Origin of the sequence: Cytobacillus oceanisediminis, from assembly GCF_007830235.1 — a bacterium.
Taxonomy (GTDB): Bacteria; Bacillota; Bacilli; order Bacillales; family Cytobacillaceae; genus Cytobacillus; species Cytobacillus oceanisediminis.
In genome coordinates, this window is sequence record NZ_VLKI01000001.1 from 212,240 (window position 1) to 231,698 (window position 19,459).

Genomic DNA, 19,459 nt, shown 5'->3' on the forward strand with positions numbered 1-19,459 from the left:
TCTTAATAAATCATTATATCAAATTTTAGGAAAAAAGAAGAAGCTGCCCCCTTGAACAGCTTCAACTCTTTATTAATAAATTCCCATTGCAGCAAGCACAATAGCGACAGCAGTTGCGATAATTGGAATGACAATCCCCACAACCGCAATATCACGGTAGCTCTCTTTATGCGATAAGCCCGTAATCGTTAACAGCGTCAAAACCGCACCATTATGCGGAAGAACGTCCAGTCCGCCAGACGATAGTGATGCAATGCGGTGAAAAGCTTCGGGACTAATGCCAGTCGCTTGTGAAATTTCATAATATTGTTTTCCTAATGCTTCAAGGGCAATTCCCATACCGCCTGAAGCAGAACCTGTAGCACCAGCCAGCAAATTGATCGCAACAGCTTCAGAAATCAGCGGGTTTCCTGGTATGTTCATCAAAGCCTCTGTAATCTTTTTAAATCCTGGGGCAGCTTGTACCACTGAACCAAAACCGACTGCAGCACTTGTATTGATAATGGCTGTAATCGATCCGGCTGCACCGCCATTGATGGATTTAACAAACCCTTTGATTTTCGCAATATTCAATAACAAAATCAACATGATACCTGAAAGCAGAGACACCACAATATGCCAATCTAATAGATTCAGCGTCAATAACACGGTTAATAGCGGCAATAATGATAGAAAAACATTTGGTTCTTGATCTGTAACATTTAGTATGCTGTTATCTTTAGGCTCCGTAAACACCTCGCCTTTTTTACCAAGCTGCTTTTGCCTATACAGCAAATACCAATAACCGCCCACACCCATAATCAATGCCGACACAATCCCCATGATGGGAGCTGCCATGGCATCTGTATGGAAAAAGGGCATAGGAATGAGGTTTTGAATTTGCGGCGTTCCCGGAAGCGCTGTCATTGTAAACGTAAAAGAACCCAATGCAATCGTAGCAGGCATGATTTTCCGGCTGATATTTGCTTCTCTGAACAATGATAATGCAAGCGGATAAACCGCAAAGACAACAACAAACAAGCTAATTCCACCGTATGTCAGCACACCGCAAGACACAATAACACCAAGGATTGCACGTTTCGTTCCCATCATTTTGGAAAGGGCAACAGCAATGGATTTCGCCATGCCTGTGTCTTCCATCAATTTACCGAAAATGGCACTCAGCATAAAGACGGGAAACCACTGTTTTGCAAAATTAACAAACCCGCTCATGTACGTGTTTGTATAGGCATCAAGCAGATCAAGTCCACCAGTTAATGCCACGACTCCAGCAGCGATTGGCGCGACCCAAATAATTGACCAGCCAAAGTAAGCTAAAGCCATTAAGACAATTAACCCTAATATGATTCCAAACATAATTACACCTCTTAATCAATAGTTGGTATGCATGCATTTGCATCGCCTGTCTGACGAGAGCGGACTATGCAATTGCCATGCATATAATCTTGTAGTTTTATCGCAGTCTAACGGGCAGTAAGACCCCCTCTTCAAGACTCAGAGAAATTGAGGGAGGATAAGCGGGAATCCAACTGCCCGTATAGGCCCGAAAAGCAGAACAAAGACTAAGAACGCCACTTCCTGTGTGCCTCAACTAACAATCAGTGGGGAAAAGCCTTCCACTGATTGAAGTTTCTCTTTATTGAGCTGTGTAACCTCCGTCCAGTACAACAGCTTGTCCAGTGACGCCTTTTGCTTTATCGCTCGCTAAGAAGAGCGCATAATCAGCAATTTCCTGAACATCCAGGAGACGCTTTTGCGGCACAAGCGGATAAAGAACTTCTTCTTTTACCTTTTCAACCGGTACATTGCGTGTTTTAGCCAAATCTTCAAACTGGCCGCGGACAAGCGGAGTATCAACATAACCTGGGCAAATCGCATTCACCGTAATGTTATGGGCAGCTGTTTCAAGCGCAGCTACTTTCGTTAAACCAATAACACCATGCTTGGCACTGTTATAAGCGGCTTTTCCGGCAAAACCGATTAGACCATTAATGCTTGCCATATTGATAATGCGGCCGAATCCCTGCTTTTTCATGATTGGAATCGCATACTTCATCGCCACAAAAGGCGCAACCTGCATCACTTTGATCATAAATTCAAACTTCGCTGTTGGAAATTCTTCGATCGGGGACACATGCTGCAAACCTGCATTATTTAATAGAACATCCAGTCTGCCATATTTCTCAACTGTCTCGTCGATCGCATTTTTTATATCTTCTTCACTTGTAACATCCACTTTAATACCTAAGCAATCAAAACCTTTATCGCTTAAATCCTTTGCAACTTCCTGAATTTTTTCTTCATTGATATCGGTAAAAACAACTCTCGCACCCTCATTTAAAAAAGCTTCCCCAATTTGATAGCCAATTCCGCTTGCTGCACCTGTTACAAAAACGACTTGATTTTCCATTCTTTCTTCCTCCTAAAATATCAGTCCATTATTTATCCATTTCGACAACACTTGCCACACCCATGCCTCCGCCGATACATAATGCAGCAAGGCCATAGCGTGAATCTCTGCGCTTCATTTCATGCAATAATGTAACCAGCACTCTTGCGCCGCTCGCACCAATTGGATGTCCCAGCGCAATCGCACCGCCATTCACATTGAGCTTTTCTCCAGGAATCTCGAGGTCACGCCCTACTGCCAATGCCTGTGCAGCGAACGCTTCATTAGCTTCGACCAGGTCCATATCTCCCATAGAAAGACCTGCTTTTGCCAACGCTTTTTTCGAGGCTGGAATCGGGCCAATGCCCATGATTTTAGGGTCTACACCCACTGATGCATTTCCTTTTAAAACAGCTAATGGTTTGATGCCCAATTCTTCAGCTTTTTCCCTGCTCATAAGAACAAGTGCCGCTGCTCCATCATTGATGCCTGATGCGTTTCCTGCTGTGACAGAGCCTTCTTTTTTAAATGCCGGCTTTAAGCCGCTAAGCTTTTCGGCAGTTACTCCTGCACGAGGGAATTCATCCGTATCAAAGACAATCGGATCTCCTTTGCGCTGCGGGATGCTAACTGGAACAATCTCATCCTTAAATTTGCCTTCGATTATAGCAGCTTTGGCTTTTTGCTGGCTCGATGCCGCAAATTCATCCTGAGATTCACGGGATAATTCATATTGGTCTGCAATATTTTCAGCGGTAATTCCCATATGGCAGCTATTAATGGCACATTGCAGTCCATCGTGAATCATACTATCGATAACCTTTCCATCACCCATCCGGAAACCTGTACGGCCGCCCTTTAAAAGGTATGGTGCAAGACTCATGTTTTCCATTCCTCCAGCAACAACGATATCCGCCTCTTCCAGCTGAATGGCTTGAGCCGCATAATGTACCGCCTTCAAACCGGATCCGCATAGCTTATTAATGGTTGTAGCTGGAACATCCTCAGGCAACCCAGCCTTTAGCGCCGCCTGGCGAGCAGGACCCTGTCCCAAACCAGCTTGAAGGACATTTCCCATAATCACTTCATCTACTTGGTCTTCCTTTACTCCTGCTTGATTAAGCGCTTCTTTTATCACAACGGCACCCAATTCAGTTGCCGGCGTTTTGCTTAGTGTTCCCATAAAACTTCCGATCGCTGTTCTGACAGCGCTTACGATTACCACTTCACGCATGATGATTTCCTCCTATAAAACTAGTTTTTTATTTTAAATTCAGCTTCTGTTTTCTCAATGACCGTTTCCAGATCGACACCTTCTTGAAGTTCAACCAACACTAAGCCTTCTTCTGTCACCTTAAAAACGGCCAATTCTGTAATAATTAAATCAACAACGCCCTTGCCAGTCAGAGGCAGCCTGCATTCTTTTAAAATTTTTGGCGCTCCCTTTTTGGAACAATGCTCCATTGTCACAATCACTTTTTTCGCACCCGTAACAAGGTCCATGGCACCACCCATTCCCGGAACCATTTTTCCAGGAATCATCCAGTTTGCAAGGTTCCCGTGCTGGTCGACTTCAAGGCCGCCAAGTACGGTTACGTCCACATGGCCGCCGCGGATCAATTGGAATGAATAAGTGCTATCAAAGAAAGCTCCGCCAGGAATGATGCCCGCCGGCTGTCCGCCAGCATTCACGATATCCGGCTGGGCTTCCCCTCTTACTGGGCCTAGCCCTATGAATCCGTTTTCAGATTGAAGGAAAACATTCACGCCTTCTTCCAGGTAATTAGGGATGAGCGTTGGCAAACCAATTCCTAGGTTTACAACATCTCCATCGTGCAATTCTTTTGCTGCACACTCAGCAATGGTTTCTTTAGCTGTTTTATTCAAGACCATTTTACTTGCCTCCTTTTAAAAACACTTTATCTACAATAATTCCTGGAGTGTCCACATCATGCGGGTCTATCTCGCCCACTTCGACAATCTCCTCAACTTCAGCAATCACTAAATCCGCTGCCATCGCCATCATGGGGTTAAAGTTTCTGGCAGATTGGTTGTATACGAGATTGCCAAGTTTATCAGCTTTTTTCGCTTTAATAATGGCCACTTCCGCACGGAGAGGCTTTTCGAGCAAATACTCGCGTCCATCCACCTCGATTTTCTGCTTTCCTTCTTCTACAACTGTACCGACACCAGTCGGAGTTAAAATCCCGCCAAGGCCAGATCCGCCAGCACGAATTCGTTCAGCAAGCGTCCCTTGAGGAACCAGCTCCACTTCCAAATCGCCCTCGATCATCTGCCTGCCCGTTTCCGGATTTGTACCAATATGGGAAGCAATCAATTTATCTACTCGTTTATTGACAATTAAAGGCCCGACACCTGCTCCTTCAGTTGCTGTGTCGCTGGCAATCAGCGTTAAACCGCTTACATTGGATTCCAATAGAGCTGACACTAATACTTCCGAAGTTCCAATACCCATAAACCCTCCGGCCATAATCGTTATGCCATCTTTAAATATTTGCAAGAGCTCTTCATAAGATGTGATTTTACTCATTTATAGCACCCCTTGAATATTTGATATTCTCACATTAACTTCTTTGCAAGATGCATGCCAACTATTAATAAAATACCTTAAAAAAATAACGAAAACGTTTACATCTTTAGGAAAAATTTTTTTCTAAATATTATTTATAAACCTTAAATAATGTAACATTTTAATGCTTTATTTCCGTGAATGCGGAAATTTCCGTTTTTGCGGAAAAGTTTACGCACTATTATTCCGCATTTCCGGAAGATGGTGCCTCTTTTAAACATTTTCCTAACTTTTTAAATTCACCCTGTCCTTTTTGCCTAAAAAAACGTATATAGAGGGTGAAAGGAGGTGATCAGCATGGCACAAGCAAATATCATCGATACAAAACTTCGCCTTGTTTTTGAAACGGGCTTGGATGAACAAGGGAAACCTATTCACAAGTCAAAAACCTACAGCAGCCTGAAGCAATCAGCTACACCAGACCAGCTATATGCGGTTGGACAAGCTGTTGCTACGCTATCCAACTACCCGTTGGCAGCACTAAATAGAAATGACAGCTTCGATATCGTAGGCTAATCCTTTCTATTAATATCCTAAACTGGCAGGGAGGTGAAACAGAATGGCGAAAACGTTAGAAATGACTTTCCTATCCGATATAGGAAAGCCGTCTAAATTAACAATTGACAATCCAAAGGAGCCAATTGATCCGGTTGCTGTCAAAGCAGCTATGGACCAAATCATTGCAGCCAATGCATTTGACGGCAATGGCGGTGACTTTGTTCAAGCACAGGGAGCTAGATTGCTTGAGCGTAACGTAACTGACTATGATCTTGTTTAATTCGAAGAGGCCGGTTTCTCTCGGAACCGGCCTTTTTTATTAATCTATTAATGAAAGGAGCAAACATCATGGAACAGATGGTCACATTGATCAGCGAACTTGGCTTCCCGATCGTTGTCACGCTTTTTCTGCTGAACAGAATCGAAGCCAAACTCGATGTTGTGGTGTCATCGATCCAGGGATTGCCGGATCGGCTGCGGGAATAAAGCTAGTTATACCTTTTAAGGAATGGTCTCCTTGATTTAACTTATTTTCAGGGGAGGTTCTTTCGGAAAGAAATCCAATTTCAAAGCGTAAAATTCTCTCCTCTCCCCTCACTAATTGCTTTTTTATAAACTGCAGATGCAACCATTGTATCGAGATAGCCGATGCCAACCGACTTGTAAAGGGTGATTTCGCTTGGCTCCTCCCGCCCGGCTTTCTCTCCGCATATAATTTCACCAATTTCACCGTAAATGGAATCGGTACTCCATAACCCCTCATTGTGTGGAACAAGGAGATCGCCAGCTTCGTGAAGAGTCCCTTCCATCGTATCGACCACAATTTTATTGCTCCGTATAAGTGTTTGAACGTCAACCTCCTGCATATGCGGCTGATAGGAACCAATTGCATTTATATGTGCCCCTTCTTTTAGGAAAGAACCATCAAAAAGTGGAGTTGAACTCTTGGTACTGCAAATCACAATATCTGCTTTGCTTACAGCGATATTAGGATCTGCTTGTATAGAAATGGTTCCGCTCCATGCCGGATATAAAGAATGGAGCTCCTTTTTGAATGCTTGTGCCCTCTCGATTGTCCGATTAAATAAGATGATATGTTCCAAATCAGCAACAGCCATTACTGCTTGTATTTGCCCGATGGCTTGGGCACCACACCCTAAGAGTGCACAAGTTTTGGAATCTTTTCGAGCTAAATATTTAGTGGCTACACCGCTGGACGCACCTGTTCTTAATACCGTTAAGCAGCTGGCATTCATGACAGCAACATGTTCACCAGTGTTCGTATCCGTCAGTAAAATCACACCTTGGAGAACTGGTCTGCCTTCTTTTGCATTGTGCGGAAAAATGCTTACAACTTTAATAGCTGTATAGTTTTCCGGCTCGATATAGGAGGGCATATATAACGTTTCTGCTTTAAATTTTTCATGTGGAACGGACATCCTTATCGGTGTCTGTGTTTTATTGCCATAACCATATCCAAACGCTTTCTCAACGTCTTCTATACATTCTTTCATTGAATATAGCTCTTTAATCATTTCTTCATTTAACATCAACAATGATCCCACTCCAATACACGCTTAGTGAACTTCAATAAATGCAATCTGCGTTTTTTAGCTGAAGACTTTATAGGAATCGCCCTATTGGCGGCATTTCATATTAATCTCATTATTTATAAATATTCCCCTGCTATACTGTAACTTTACTCACCTTATTACTTGAACGTTGTGTTTTAAATCGGTCAGGTGCAAAAGGAGATAGATCGATATCAGATTTACCGCTTGAGATTAAATCAGACATTGCACTGCCTGTTGAAAGGGCCATAGAAATTCCGCTCATAGCATGGCCGGATGCAATGAATAAATTCGTAAATGAAGGAACGATCCCCAGAACTGGCAAGCCATCCGGTGTCATAGGTCTCATACCGCACCAAGCCTTCTCTTTTCCATGAATCGGAGACCGTAAATACTGGGCAGCAGAGCTTCTCAAACTATCGATCCTTCTCTGGTCAAGGTCGGAATTTAACCCCGACAATTCCATTGTGCCTCCAATTCTTACAGAATGATCAAACGGACTGATCGTCACCCTTGAATCTCCAAGGTATAGAGGCTGCTGAAATTGAATGGATGGAGAAGATATCGTTAGGCTGTACCCTTTTCCTGCAGTCATTGGGATTTGTATTCCTGCTTGGTTCAAAATCTGACCCGCCCAAGCACCCGCAGTGACAAGAAAATGATCCCCTTCAATTGTTTTCTCTCCGATGTTTGCACCAACTATCTGATCACCTTCCCGAATAAAGCCCTTAACTTCTGTTCGGGACAGTATATCAGTCCCATTCGCAACAAGCCAGTCTGTTAGTGCACTAGTCAGCGATTCGGGGCGAACATGACGTTCAGCAGGGAGATAAATTCCTCCTGCCACAGCATCAGAAAGTGCAGGTTCTATTTGTAAAACCTCATTTTTCGATTTTGCAGCCGGTGCCGGTAACCCAAACTCTTCAACAATCCGGTAGGTATCCAGCTTTTCTTCTATATAGCTTTCTTTTAAAAATACAAAAAGCAAGCCTTTCCGATGACTTTCAAACTGAAGCCCGCTTTCCCGCTCTAACTCATCGAACAATCTTAAGGTATTTCTGCTCAATTCCAAACCGGCCTTATACCCTTTTTGGTAGGCATCTTCACTGCAATACTTCCAGAATTGCAAAAGCCAAGGGGACAAGGACGGTACGATTGATGGTTTAATATAGAGAGGGCTATCGCGCTTTAACATCCACTTGAGACTTGTCTTCACTAAACCAGGAGCAGGAACCGGATCAGATAAACTGGGACAAACCCATCCCATATTTCCGCTTGAACATTCGGCACCAGGCTCTCCTTTGTCAATTAATACAACATCCATGCCCTTCTTTCTAAGAAAAAAAGCGCTTGCAAGGCCAATGATTCCACCGCCAACCACTATCGCTTTCGCCATTTCAATCCCCGCCTTTTTGTAAATTTAAATGGATATTATCTAATAGCCGAGCAACATGAACTCTTTTCCAATAAGTAATCATAGGATTTGAAATAATTATATAGTAAAAATTTTCTGAATTTAACGTACAAAATGTATGATAATAACCTATTTTAGAAAAAACTTTTTGTGTCTTTTTACAATTATAATAACAATGATTAAAATAACCCTATCGCCAATATGGTAAAAATACTCTAAGAGACTTAGAGTTATTCTACATTTTTTGTGAAAAATGCACATAGATAATGATCCTCAAAAAGAATATATTTAAAATACAGAATTTTTAAAATATATCGAATAATATTATGGCGATAAGGAGGAATATCTGATAAAAACATTTGTTAGTGTTCGATATATTCTAACATGTGCCCTATCTAGATTAGATCCTATGATTTAAGAGGCTTGATAACAAAGGGGTTGGTTTATTTGAAGGATAACCAAGTAGTTTGGGGATCAAGGATTGGATTTATTTTAGCAGCAATGGGGATGGCTGTTGGTACAGGCAATATTTGGCGGTTCCCGCGGATGGTTGCTGAGCATGGCGGTGGTTCTTTCTTAATTGGCTGGGCAATATTTTTGTTTCTATGGTCATTGCCGCTCATTATGGTTGAAGTGTTTATTGGAAGAAAAACCAGGATGGGCACAATGGGATCTTTTGGGGAGTTTATCGGCCAAAAATTTGCCTGGTTCGGTCCAATTATCACCATTGTTTTAGCAGGAATTACTTTTTACTATTCTGTTGTAGTAGGCTGGACTTTTAAATATTTCATCTTAGCTTTACAAGGAACGTTCACAGAAAAAATTGATTCAGCTGCACAGTGGGAGAATTTCACTGGCCATTCAGCTGAACCTGTCTTCTATCATTTTATTGCCGCCGTATTGTGTGGAGTTGTTGTATTTATCGGGGTTACAAAGGGTATTGAAAGAATGTCAAAACTTTTCCTCCCACTTTTATTCCTCTTGCTTATCTTTACTGCTTTCCGTTCCGTTACCTTACCAGGTGCAATGGAAGGAATTTCCTATATGTTTACACCACAGTGGGAATACTTAGGGAAAGCTTCAACTTGGCTTCAGGCATTATCGCAGTCTGCCTGGTCGGTTGGCGCCGGTTGGGGTTTGTATGCTACCTATGCCATTTACACAAAGAAACGTGATGATATTGCTCAAAATTCATTAACGGCTGGACTCGGAAACAACTCAGTCGAATTGCTTGCAGGTTTAACGATCATTCCAGCTATCTTTGCTCTTGCACCTTCACAAGAATATATTTCACAAGCAACAAGTTCCGGGAATACGGGACTAACCTTTATTTATATGGTAGAACTGCTAAACGTCATGCCGCAGACTTACATCTTTGGAATTGCCTTTTTTGGAGCATTGGCTTTTGCTGCCTTTACTTCATTAGTTGCAATGGTAGAACTAATTACAAGAAACCTATCAGATTATGGAATTCGCAGAAACAAAGCAATCGTACTCACCGTTGCTTTAATATTTATTGGCGGTATCCCTTCAGCTTTAAATATGAAGGTATTCAATAATCAGGACTGGGTTTGGGGAGTAGGCCTGCTGCTTTCTTGTTTCTTATATTCATACGCTGCAATAAAGTACGGTGTGGAAAAGATGCGTGACCAAATAAACGAAGTCAGCTTTATTAAACTGAACAAGTGGTGGGTTTATTCCATTAAATATTTTATCCCCGCCTTTTTTGTCATAGTGACTGGCTGGTGGCTATACCAAGGTGTGACATGGTATCCGGACACTTGGTGGAAGCCATTCGAAGAATTCAATGTCGGAACGATCGTGCTGCAGCTCGGAATTGCTTTCCTGCTTGCATTTATGCTCCTTCGATTTAATAACCAATTACGTAGCTCTGTGAAGGAAGAAGGACTCAGTGATCAAGAGTCGGCACTGCCTTCAAATACAGACATCAAGGAGGAATTATAGTGACTGCTTCCGCAATAATTATGATGGTGCTAACCCTGGGTTTATTCTGGGGAGGTTTCTCCTATATGGTGTATAGAACGTTAACGACAGACTACGACGACAAGTAAAGTGAATCTTCCATCAATTGGGGTTTTCTTCATCCCCCACTGATGGTTAGATGAGGCCCACACGAAGTGGGTCACAAAGACGTTGCCACAGGACGTGGCGTTCTTAGTCTTTGTTCTATTATTATATTAGGACCTTTACGGGCAGTTTGTCCCCCACTTAGCCTCCTTCAATTCATCTAAGATCTTGAAGTGGGGGTCTTACTGCCCGTTAATCTGCGATAAAATCCAGACAAAAATAGGTGCCAGGTTCCATCAAGCTTAAGATGGATCACCCGGCACCTTTTTTTATTTAATCTACATTTACATAATCATTTTTCAATAAATAATTATGCACTTTCCTGCTTACGGTTATTCCGTTTTCAATCGCGCCGTCAATAAAGCCAGCCCAGCCATTTGCATAAGTAGTCCCTGCTAAAAACACCGAATTTTCAGAGGTGTTCCATTCATTCTGATAGGCGGTTAACTGCTTCGGTTTTAGCATAGGCCAAGTTTCCTTTGAAAATTCATCATTTACCCAGTCATGGCCTGTACTTTCAATGACTTGTATGTCGGGAATCCAGCATTTCAAAGCCTCTTCTACAGCTGCCTTGTCATTAGGATTTAACCTTTCAGCACTTGGTCCAAAACCAACCAGGATGCTATCGCCATTAACATAACGATCTAAATGCACAGAATTCAAGGGATAGCTGCCAGGTGCTAAGGCATCAAACGGCTCCAATTCCCCTTTCACTTTAGCCCAAACTTTAATTCCTTTCGATGTCTGTCCCTGTTTAGAAGATTCCCGCTTGGCTGCAGAAAGCGGAGGCTCGAAATGAATATTATTAAGAGTTGTCAATGGCACGGTTACCATTACCGCCTTTGCCGTAAAATATTCCCCTTCTGCTGTAAAAACTTTTGCAGCCCCCTCTTCATGCTCAATTCGTCCCACAATGGTCGACAGCTTTATGTCTGCACCGCTGTCCTCAGCAATGGCTTCTATTAATCTTCGGGTCCCCTGTTTTATTCGGTAGCTCGAAACCATCGCACTATGGGTATCCCACTTTCCTTGTGAGAAAGCCCACCAGCGAAAGATCTGGGTTACGGCCCCTTCAGCTGGGTCACCACAATAATCCGATGCAATCCAGCCATGTAAAATGTCATACTCCTCTTTTGTTAAAGCGCAATCGCGCAAAAATTGTTCTGCAGAAACGTTGTCCAAATCACGAAAACTTTGGGTTTTCAACGGTTCAAACGGCATAGGCATATGTTTATTGCTTACTCTCATCAATCTTTCAACCGTATTTCTCAGTCTCTCTTTAAATTCTGCTGCTGGGGCAGAATATGGTTTCCCATCAACAATCCAATAAACCGTTTCTGTTTTTGGTCCGGAAGCAAGCTCGAGGCCGTATCGGGTAATTTCTGTCCATACATGCGGCTGATGCCAATGGACATAGGTTCCTCCCATTTCAAGAACTGTATCTAAACGGTGATCCACCCAGGTACGGCCTCCAATCCGGTCACGAGCCTCCAAAACTAAAACTTTATTGCCCAACAGCCTTAATTCACGTGCAGCTGTCAACCCTGAAAAACCCGCACCCACAATAATAACGTCATAATTTTCCATATTTGCCATTGTAAGTCTCCTTTCTTTTCAAGTAATAAACTGCAGCACCCTTATAGGAACTGCAGTTCTGACTATTTTATATTTCATCCCCCACAGCTGGATTTGTACCACTTTCTGTGTTAATGGGCAGTGTAATGTTTTTGCGTGTATACATGAAGTAATAATACACATAGCATAGGCCTATGAAGCCAAAGCCCCAATATAGCGATGACCGCTGCGTCGGATCAAAAGCCATAACTGCGAATATAAGCAGGCACATAGCAATACATAAAATCGGGATAAAAGGATATAGTGGAACCTTGTATTTTAAATCCTCCACTTTCCCTCCATTTTTTATATATTGTCTGCGGAATCCGATTTGAGCTGCAGCAATTGCTAACCATGTAAGTGTTCCTCCTATTCCGCTTACCGCCAGCAATACTACAAATAGTGTATCCGCTGCTATATAACTGGTTAAAAGAGATAACAGGGCAAATCCGAGTGTCACTAAAAGGGCATAAGCAGGTACGCCACGTTTGTTCAGCTTTCCAAAGATTTTTGGAGCCATCCCCGTCTCAGAAAGTGAATACATAATCCGTGTACAGGCATATAGCCCCGTGTTGCCAACCGAGAGAATCGCTGTCAAAATAACAAAATTCATCATATCGGCTGCGTATGGAATACCTACCATATCAAAAACAGTTACAAACGGACTCTCCAGAACGCCTGCTTCCTGCCAAGGAACAATCGCTGATAAAACAAAGATTGCTAAAACATAAAATAACAAGATTCGGAAAACGATGGTGCGAATTGCTCTTGGGATATTCTTTTCCGGTTCTTCCGTTTCTCCAGCGGCCACACCCATAATTTCGGATCCTTGAAACGCATAGATTACGGACATCATCGAAATGAACACACCAACGATCCCAGCCGGAAATATACCATCACCAAAGAAATTGGATACATAAGGAGCAGGTGTGTTATCCATAGATATAACGCCAAAAATGGCTGCTAACCCGATAATAATGAAAAGGATGACAGTAAGAACTTTAATTCCTGCAAACCAATACTCTGTTTCAGCAAAGGCTTTCGTAGTGAGTGAATTAATCGAAAACAGAAGGACTATAAAGATTGCACACCAAATCCATGTTTGAACATCGGGAAACCACCTCTTCATTAGCAAACCTGCTGCAACAAACTCAAGCCCAACATACATGGCCCAGCTTAGCCAATAGACCCACCCGATTACAAAACCGGTGGCAGGGCCAATAAACTTGGTGGCATGAGCCTGAAAGGATCCCGAAACAGGCATAACAACGGATAATTCCCCTAAACAAACCATTGCTAAATACATGAGCAAGCCGCCAACAAGATAAGCCAGAATGGCGCCTGCTGGCCCTGCTTCCCCGATTGCATAACCCGATCCAAGAAATAGTCCTGTTCCAATAATTCCGCCTAGGGACATCATAAATAAATGACGGCTCTTCATTTGCCTTTTTAATTTTGTTTGACTCATCGACTTTCACCCTGCCTTCAGTTTATAATTAAACACATTTAAGTAAGCGCTTACAATTAGGCTTAATCGATGATTGTAAATGTATCCTGAGGCAGCGGAAGCACTTTTTCAAGATCCCGCTGAATAAGTAAATGAAAATGATGGACAAGATTTTCTGTCATTGAGAATCTTCCTTGTGAATAAGCCCCTGTCTCAATCCCCTTTTGAACCATTTCACAAATATCGAGATCCTCTTTTCTGACAAGCTCATCCATCGCCATAAGCTCTTGTTCTTCTTCCGTAATCTCATCGGTCAGGAAAAACGTGGTATATACATATTTCGTGGTCTTATGGTCAATTGGTATTGATTGGTGAATAGAAAGATTGGCTGGCCCTGGATCGAATGAAAACCATGTGTTTGGATAAAGCCAATAATATCTTCCTCCTTGTCCAAGTCCGAAGTCCATTTTCTTTCCCTTCAAAGGGGTTCCTTGATAAGAATAATAATCATACATGAACATCTCATACTGCTTCATATCAAGCTTCGAAACAAGTGTTTTATGAACGATTGAACAATGATCGCACTCAAGATAATTATCTATTCCTATCTTCCAATTTGATTTGCAAATTGTTTCTTTAACACGAACTCTTTTTAAGCTGCTGAGGTCATATTTCGAAACATGCTGGAAAAGGTCAGGATACTGTGTCTTCATCGATACAGCGTCTGGATCAAGGTGTACAAAAATGAAGGAATGAATGATTTCCAGTTTAATTGTTTTTAAGCTGAAATCCTGGTAGTCGAAATGGTCACATCCATTCATATTGGGCGCTCTAAGCAGTGAACCATCTGTACGGTAAGTCCAGGCATGGTAAGGACAGGTAAAAACCGGTTTATTACCCTCTCCCTCTGCAAGCTTTGATGCCCGATGAGAACAGACATTATAAAAAGCCCTAATATCTCCGTCCTGCCCGCGGCTAATGATGATTGGACGGTCTGCCACTTCCGTTGTAAAATAGTCGCCTGGATTGCTTATTTGACTTAAATGCCCGACATACTGCCATGTCTTGCGAAAAATCTCTCTCTTCTCCGCTTCAAGAACTTTTGGATCGGCATAAAGCCAAGCCGGTAAAGTATGGGCTTCACTTAACGTATTGCTGACTCTTACTTCCTTCAAAGACTTTCCCCTCCTTCTCTTCCATTCCACATACCAAACACTATGATCAATGTGTTAATAAAGTAATTGTAAATTAAAAATATTCTGAATAAAATGTTTAAATTAAACAAAAACATGTAATCTATAAAATTAATTTTTAGTTTTTTTATCTAAAAAAGAGGGTGTCCCAGAAGTATAGCTTTTGGACACCCTCTTTTGGCAAGGCATTAGCTCTTTAAAATTTGGCCTGTTGATTTCCGCTCCAGGGACTCAAGCGTTCAGCGGGCGGTCCGACGCTCCTCGGTGCATTCGCACCTGCGGGGTCTCCCGCTGACTCGCTTCTCCCGCAGGACTTTGAATAAGCTTCCTTGAGTAAACACCGCACGAAGGAAATGCGAATGCATTTTCGAGGATCTCGCCCCTTCTGCTCCAATCAACAGGGTGCAAAAATCTTTTGAGACAGCCTCTCTTTTTACTCAATATTTTAATGATAGATTGGTTAATCGTTTACTTGTAATAAGAAAAGCTCCTTCCTCTACTCATTTGGCATCATCATGAGGTTGTACAAATGTAGTAGACAATCAAGACAAAAGGTGTAAACTTATGATTACACATTATCATTTTTTGAATTTTGTAAATATTGTTGATGAAATTGGAATATCATTTTATCTCCTAAAAATGATTTAACAGATCCTTTAAAAGGTATTGAACACGGGAAGAAAGGAAATCGAAAATGAAAATCCTTGAAAATATCGCACAAGACATTGTTGAAAAAACAAGTGAGATTTTACAATACCCGATTAGCATTACTGATAATGAAGGGTATATCATCGGCTCTACCGATCAAAGCAGAATCGGTATTTTTCATCGCCCCTCCCTTGAGGTTATTAAGAAAAACACAATGGTCTATTGCAAAAATGAATTGGATAAGAAAATCCTCCCTGGAGTGTCTGCTCCATTAAAGTTCAATAACAAGGTCATCGGCGTTCTGGGTATTGTCGGCAAACCTGCTGAGGTAGAAAAATATGTGCAGCTTGTCAAAAATCAGGTTGAAATGATGTGCCAGGATGCCTTTCGAAAAGAAATGGCGGAACTTAAAGAGAAAATGGCTGAAATGCTTGTATATCAGCTTATTCACTATAAAGAGTCCGCACAGGAAGAGAAAGACCATATATTTCAATACTCAAAATGGCTAGAATTTGATATGCGGACTGACCGAGTGTGCATCATCATAGATATTGCCAATCCAGCATCTGGAGAGCGGAGCTTTTTTGGGGACCTCTCTTTTCAAAAAGAGGTTTTAAGTTTCCTAAAGTTAATCTTCCAGGACAATGATAATGATATCGTTTCTTTTCTAGATTTTAAACGGTTCATTATTTTTAAATCCATGCCCTTCCCCCAGTCTTTCCCTGCTATGCTGGAAAAACTGGATGAGAAACTGTCAAAAATCAATTCATTCCTGGAGGCTAAATACAGTGTCTCGGCAAAAATGAGTGTGGGAGATGTGCAAAATGGTCCAAGCGGATATTCTGATTCCTACCAAAACGCCATTAAAGCCATGAGCATAGGGCTGGGATTTCAGGACCAATCCCATATCCATTTATATAATGAGCGGGAAGCGATGTTAAGTCTTTTGCCGAGGGAACTTGCTCGAGACTACAAGAAGAAACTATTAAAAATGGTATCGCCCTTAATGGAGCAGGACAATTATGAGGTTTTAGCTTCTACCTTTCTCGGCTTTTGCAAGTACAATATGAATTTGAGCGAAGCATCAAGGAATATGTTTATCCATCGGAATACCATCATTTACAGGCTTGAAAAAATAAGTGAAATTACTTCCTTGAACACAAGCAGTTTCGAACATTGCATGCTCCTGTATACTGCCATCCAATGTTTCGAAGAAATGAAATCATAAAGGCTAAACCCTCTGTTTCTTCAAAAGACACCTTCGTTAAGAGCCCAGCCCTTTACGAAGGTGTTTTTTTAGTAAATGGCGTCTTCAATAATAAGTTCATTCTCTGCAAAGCGCTCCACTCTTAAGGGCGTTAAATCAAGTGTATCGTATTTTCCGGTCCGGATCAGTTCAGAAAGGCATTTCCCAACCGCCGGAGCCTGCTGCATACCGTGGCCGCTGAATCCAAAGGCCACATAATATCCTTTCATTCCTGGATATCTGCCAAGAATGGCATTATGGTCTTTTGTATTAAAATCATACAAACCTGACCAGCCTCTTTCAATTTTCGCATGTTTGAAGTTTTTAATCCGATTGGCAAGCACAGGCCAAATATGTTCTTCAAAAGCTGACCTTCGCCATTTGAAATTCATTCCCGGCTCAATTTCTTCTGCATAGCCGGAAATGAATTTTTCCCCTTCATGACGGAAATAGACCCCCGTTGGATCCATTGTTAATGGAAGATAATTTTTTAAAGGTTCCTTTATATCAAATTGAAAAATTTGTCTTGGGAGTGGTACAACAGGAAGCGGCAAACCTGCTTTTTCCCCCAATATGGATGCCCAGGCACCGGCACAATTCACCACAACCGGCGCATGATATACCCTTCCGTCCGCAAGCTTGATGCCCTTCACTTGTCCCTGATCTGTAATGAGGCTGTCCACCTCATCATATATATACTCCGCTCCAAGATTTTTTGCGTTCTTCACATATCCCAGCATGACAGAGTAAGGATCTAAATAGCCACTTTCACTGCAGAATAATCCCCCAGCAATATCTTCAATATTCAACTCGGGGATGATACCTAATAGTTTCTCTCCTTCAAGGAGCTGTGAATGAATGCCGTTTTCATTTTGAAGCCTTAAATGTTTTTCAAATTGGGGCATCATCTTTTCAGTAGCCAGAAATAGGTACCCTCTTTGCTTAAAATCGATTTCAGCTTTTTCACCGTCGACTGCCATGTCCCTGGAGAAATTTTTGTATATTTGCAGACTGTATTTGCTTAATTGCATATTGATGACCGTTGTATATAGCTGCCTGAATCCTCCAGCACTCCTCGGTGTTGAAGCAAATTCGTACAGCCCATCTTTTTCAAAAACAAGGATCTTACCCGTAAATCCATCGTTTAACAAATGATAAGCAATACTTGAACCGATGACTCCGCCGCCTATAATGATCATATCCGCCTTGCTTTGCATTCGCTTCCCTGCCTTTCTTTGTGGCTCTTTATAGTAATAATGTTACTCATTTGAATGGCAGGTGGCTATGTGCATTTTCTACGGAAAAATAATATTTTGAATATTTATAATTGTCTATTTTAACAAGGGGATTTTACGATGGAGGGAGAATCTATTACTAAACGAAATATTCAGGTAAAGGAGCGGGCAATTTGGGCTTTCTAAAGGAAATCTCTCAGCTTATCGTCGAGAACACCTCAAAAATTATTGAGTATCCAATTAGTATTAGTGACAATAAAGGCAATATTATTGGATCGAGCGATGTCAGCCGATTAGGAAGTTTTCATCAGGCCTCCCTCGAAGTGGTCGAAAGAAAAAAATCGATTTCCTATGAACCGGATGAAGTGAAAGATCTGAATAATGTACTTCCTGGCGTTGCCTCCCCTATTATGATCAATCATGAACCGATTGGAGTCCTTGGAATTGTCGGGGAGCCGGCAGAGGTAAAGAAGTATGCCCAGCTTGTTAAAAGCCATGTCGAACTCATGTGCCACGAATACTTGAAAAAGGAAATGAGTGCCCTTGAATCTAAAACGCTCGACAATTTAATTCGCTACCTTTTAAACTCACAAAAACCAGAGGATTTGGAATACAGTGTGAGATATGGGAAAATGCTCGGATACCACCTTGATTCTTCACACAACAGGGTCTGCTTTTTAATTGCAATTGACATTGATATGGATTCCGGCCATTCACCGAAACAGGAGACCAGAGTGCCTGATAAATATTCATGGCATCTTCTGCAAAACAATGTCTCGGAAATATTGCGATACTATTTAGTGGATAATCAGGAAGATATCCTTTCACCCTTAACACTGGATCAATTTATCCTGATCAAAGCCATCAATAAAGAAGAAACACAGCATCTCTTTATCAAAAGGATGGAGCATAAGATCCATAGGCTGTTCAAATATTTAGAGGCAGAAAATAGCTACCAAGCGAGTATTTCAATTGGAAGTGTCAAAAGTGGAGTACATGGAATAAAGGATTCCTATCAGGCTGCATTAAAAGCATTAATAGCCGGGAAAAGAACGAACAGCTCACCAAGGTTATTCTATTATAATGATTGGAATATCATTTTTGAACTTGTAGGCAATGGATTAAATCAATATATAAAAGCCAGGCTTAAGGAAAAATTGCAGGATTTCATGGACCATGTGAATTATCCGACCCTGGCTAATACCTTCATGGCTTACTGCAAGTGCAACATGAACATGAGTGAAACCGCACGGATCTTGTTTCTTCACAGAAACTCCCTCGTATACCGTATGGAAAAAATTAATGAGCTTACCGGGTTGGATATTTCCCGTTTTGACCATTGCATGCTTTTATACTTTGCTATTAAAAATTCAGGGATAAGCGGAATTCAAGAGTCTCTGGCATTGAACGAAACAGAAGAAAGCTTCTCAACATAATATTTTAGCTGCCTGGGCGCCAAATACTAAAGGAAAATGGTCGTTCATTGTTTGGATTGACGACCAAATTGGACGTTTTAAGAGAAAATG

At 41.7% G+C, this 19,459-nt stretch carries 18 protein-coding genes; 7 read left to right on the top strand and 11 right to left on the bottom strand.

Going from position 1 to position 19,459, the window contains the following annotated elements; genetic code table 11:
* Window positions 1-72: 72 nt before the first annotated feature.
* The 5 genes from IQ19_RS01000 to atoD all read right to left on the bottom strand — a co-directional run bounded on the left by IQ19_RS01000 (window position 73) and on the right by atoD (window position 4,940).
* Entirely contained in the window at window positions 73-1,356 is a 1,284-nt protein-coding gene (locus IQ19_RS01000; RefSeq protein WP_144539028.1) for a GntP family permease, read from the bottom strand.
* A 280-nt stretch (window positions 1,357-1,636) separates the two neighbouring features.
* A complete protein-coding gene (locus tag IQ19_RS01005; RefSeq protein ID WP_144539030.1) occupies window positions 1,637-2,410 on the bottom strand; it encodes a 3-hydroxybutyrate dehydrogenase in 774 nt (257 codons plus the stop codon).
* A 28-nt stretch (window positions 2,411-2,438) separates the two neighbouring features.
* Window positions 2,439-3,623, bottom strand: coding sequence for an acetyl-CoA C-acetyltransferase (locus IQ19_RS01010; protein ID WP_199749337.1), 1,185 nt, complete (start codon window positions 3,621-3,623; stop codon window positions 2,439-2,441).
* Between the two features lie 20 nt (window positions 3,624-3,643).
* Entirely contained in the window at window positions 3,644-4,282 is a 639-nt protein-coding gene (locus IQ19_RS01015; protein WP_144539034.1) for a 3-oxoacid CoA-transferase subunit B, read from the bottom strand.
* A 1-nt stretch (window position 4,283) separates the two neighbouring features.
* Window positions 4,284-4,940, bottom strand: a complete 657-nt coding sequence (gene atoD / locus IQ19_RS01020; protein ID WP_144539036.1) for an acetate CoA-transferase subunit alpha — start codon at window positions 4,938-4,940, stop codon at window positions 4,284-4,286.
* A gap of 336 nt (window positions 4,941-5,276) precedes the next feature.
* Between atoD and IQ19_RS01025 the strand changes: the two genes are divergently transcribed.
* The 3 genes from IQ19_RS01025 to IQ19_RS01035 all read left to right on the top strand — a co-directional run bounded on the left by IQ19_RS01025 (window position 5,277) and on the right by IQ19_RS01035 (window position 5,963).
* On the top strand, window positions 5,277-5,495 hold the full coding sequence (locus IQ19_RS01025; protein ID WP_144539038.1) for a DUF1659 domain-containing protein: 219 nt from the start codon (window positions 5,277-5,279) through the stop codon (window positions 5,493-5,495).
* A gap of 43 nt (window positions 5,496-5,538) precedes the next feature.
* The gene (locus IQ19_RS01030; protein ID WP_144539040.1) at window positions 5,539-5,757 is read left to right on the top strand and encodes a DUF2922 domain-containing protein; all 219 of its coding nucleotides are present in this window, start codon (window positions 5,539-5,541) and stop codon (window positions 5,755-5,757) included.
* A 68-nt stretch (window positions 5,758-5,825) separates the two neighbouring features.
* Window positions 5,826-5,963 (top strand): YvrJ family protein, encoded by a 138-nt coding sequence (locus IQ19_RS01035; protein WP_048010265.1) that lies wholly within the window; start codon window positions 5,826-5,828, stop codon window positions 5,961-5,963.
* 80 nt (window positions 5,964-6,043) lie between these two features.
* Here the strand turns inward: IQ19_RS01035 and IQ19_RS01040 are convergent, their stop codons facing one another.
* On the bottom strand, window positions 6,044-7,033 hold the full coding sequence (locus IQ19_RS01040) for an ornithine cyclodeaminase family protein (protein ID WP_144539042.1): 990 nt from the start codon (window positions 7,031-7,033) through the stop codon (window positions 6,044-6,046).
* A gap of 130 nt (window positions 7,034-7,163) precedes the next feature.
* Window positions 7,164-8,444 (bottom strand): NAD(P)/FAD-dependent oxidoreductase, encoded by a 1,281-nt coding sequence (locus IQ19_RS01045; protein WP_144539044.1) that lies wholly within the window; start codon window positions 8,442-8,444, stop codon window positions 7,164-7,166.
* Window positions 8,445-8,909: 465 nt separating this feature from the next.
* Here IQ19_RS01045 and IQ19_RS01050 point away from each other — a divergent pair, with 465 nt between their 5' ends.
* The gene (locus tag IQ19_RS01050) at window positions 8,910-10,427 is read left to right on the top strand and encodes a sodium-dependent transporter (protein ID WP_144539046.1); all 1,518 of its coding nucleotides are present in this window, start codon (window positions 8,910-8,912) and stop codon (window positions 10,425-10,427) included.
* Window positions 10,427-10,534 carry a MetS family NSS transporter small subunit gene (locus IQ19_RS01055; protein ID WP_144539048.1) on the top strand — a complete coding sequence of 36 codons (108 nt, stop codon included), beginning with the start codon at window positions 10,427-10,429 and terminating at the stop codon, window positions 10,532-10,534. Before IQ19_RS01050 ends, IQ19_RS01055 begins: the two co-directional genes overlap by 1 nt.
* Before the next feature lie 289 nt (window positions 10,535-10,823).
* On the opposite strand, the gene IQ19_RS01060 is transcribed toward IQ19_RS01055, so the two are convergent.
* The 3 genes from IQ19_RS01060 to IQ19_RS01070 form a co-directional block, all read right to left on the bottom strand.
* Window positions 10,824-12,146 carry a flavin monoamine oxidase family protein gene (locus IQ19_RS01060; RefSeq protein ID WP_144539050.1) on the bottom strand — a complete coding sequence of 441 codons (1,323 nt, stop codon included), beginning with the start codon at window positions 12,144-12,146 and terminating at the stop codon, window positions 10,824-10,826.
* A 67-nt stretch (window positions 12,147-12,213) separates the two neighbouring features.
* Window positions 12,214-13,632, bottom strand: coding sequence for an amino acid permease (locus tag IQ19_RS01065; RefSeq protein ID WP_144539052.1), 1,419 nt, complete (start codon window positions 13,630-13,632; stop codon window positions 12,214-12,216).
* A gap of 62 nt (window positions 13,633-13,694) precedes the next feature.
* The gene (locus IQ19_RS01070) at window positions 13,695-14,786 is read right to left on the bottom strand and encodes an aromatic ring-hydroxylating oxygenase subunit alpha (protein WP_144539054.1); all 1,092 of its coding nucleotides are present in this window, start codon (window positions 14,784-14,786) and stop codon (window positions 13,695-13,697) included.
* 712 nt (window positions 14,787-15,498) lie between these two features.
* Here IQ19_RS01070 and IQ19_RS01075 point away from each other — a divergent pair.
* Window positions 15,499-16,680, top strand: a complete 1,182-nt coding sequence (locus IQ19_RS01075; RefSeq protein WP_144539056.1) for a CdaR family transcriptional regulator — start codon at window positions 15,499-15,501, stop codon at window positions 16,678-16,680.
* A gap of 68 nt (window positions 16,681-16,748) precedes the next feature.
* Here IQ19_RS01075 and IQ19_RS01080 read toward each other — a convergent pair whose 3' ends face one another.
* Complete coding sequence (locus IQ19_RS01080; RefSeq protein WP_144539058.1) at window positions 16,749-17,915, bottom strand: NAD(P)/FAD-dependent oxidoreductase; 1,167 nt, start codon at window positions 17,913-17,915, stop codon at window positions 16,749-16,751.
* A gap of 191 nt (window positions 17,916-18,106) precedes the next feature.
* On the opposite strand from IQ19_RS01080, the gene IQ19_RS01085 reads away from it, so the two are divergent.
* Entirely contained in the window at window positions 18,107-19,369 is a 1,263-nt protein-coding gene (locus tag IQ19_RS01085) for a CdaR family transcriptional regulator (RefSeq protein WP_144539060.1), read from the top strand.
* Window positions 19,370-19,459 lie beyond the last annotated feature (90 nt).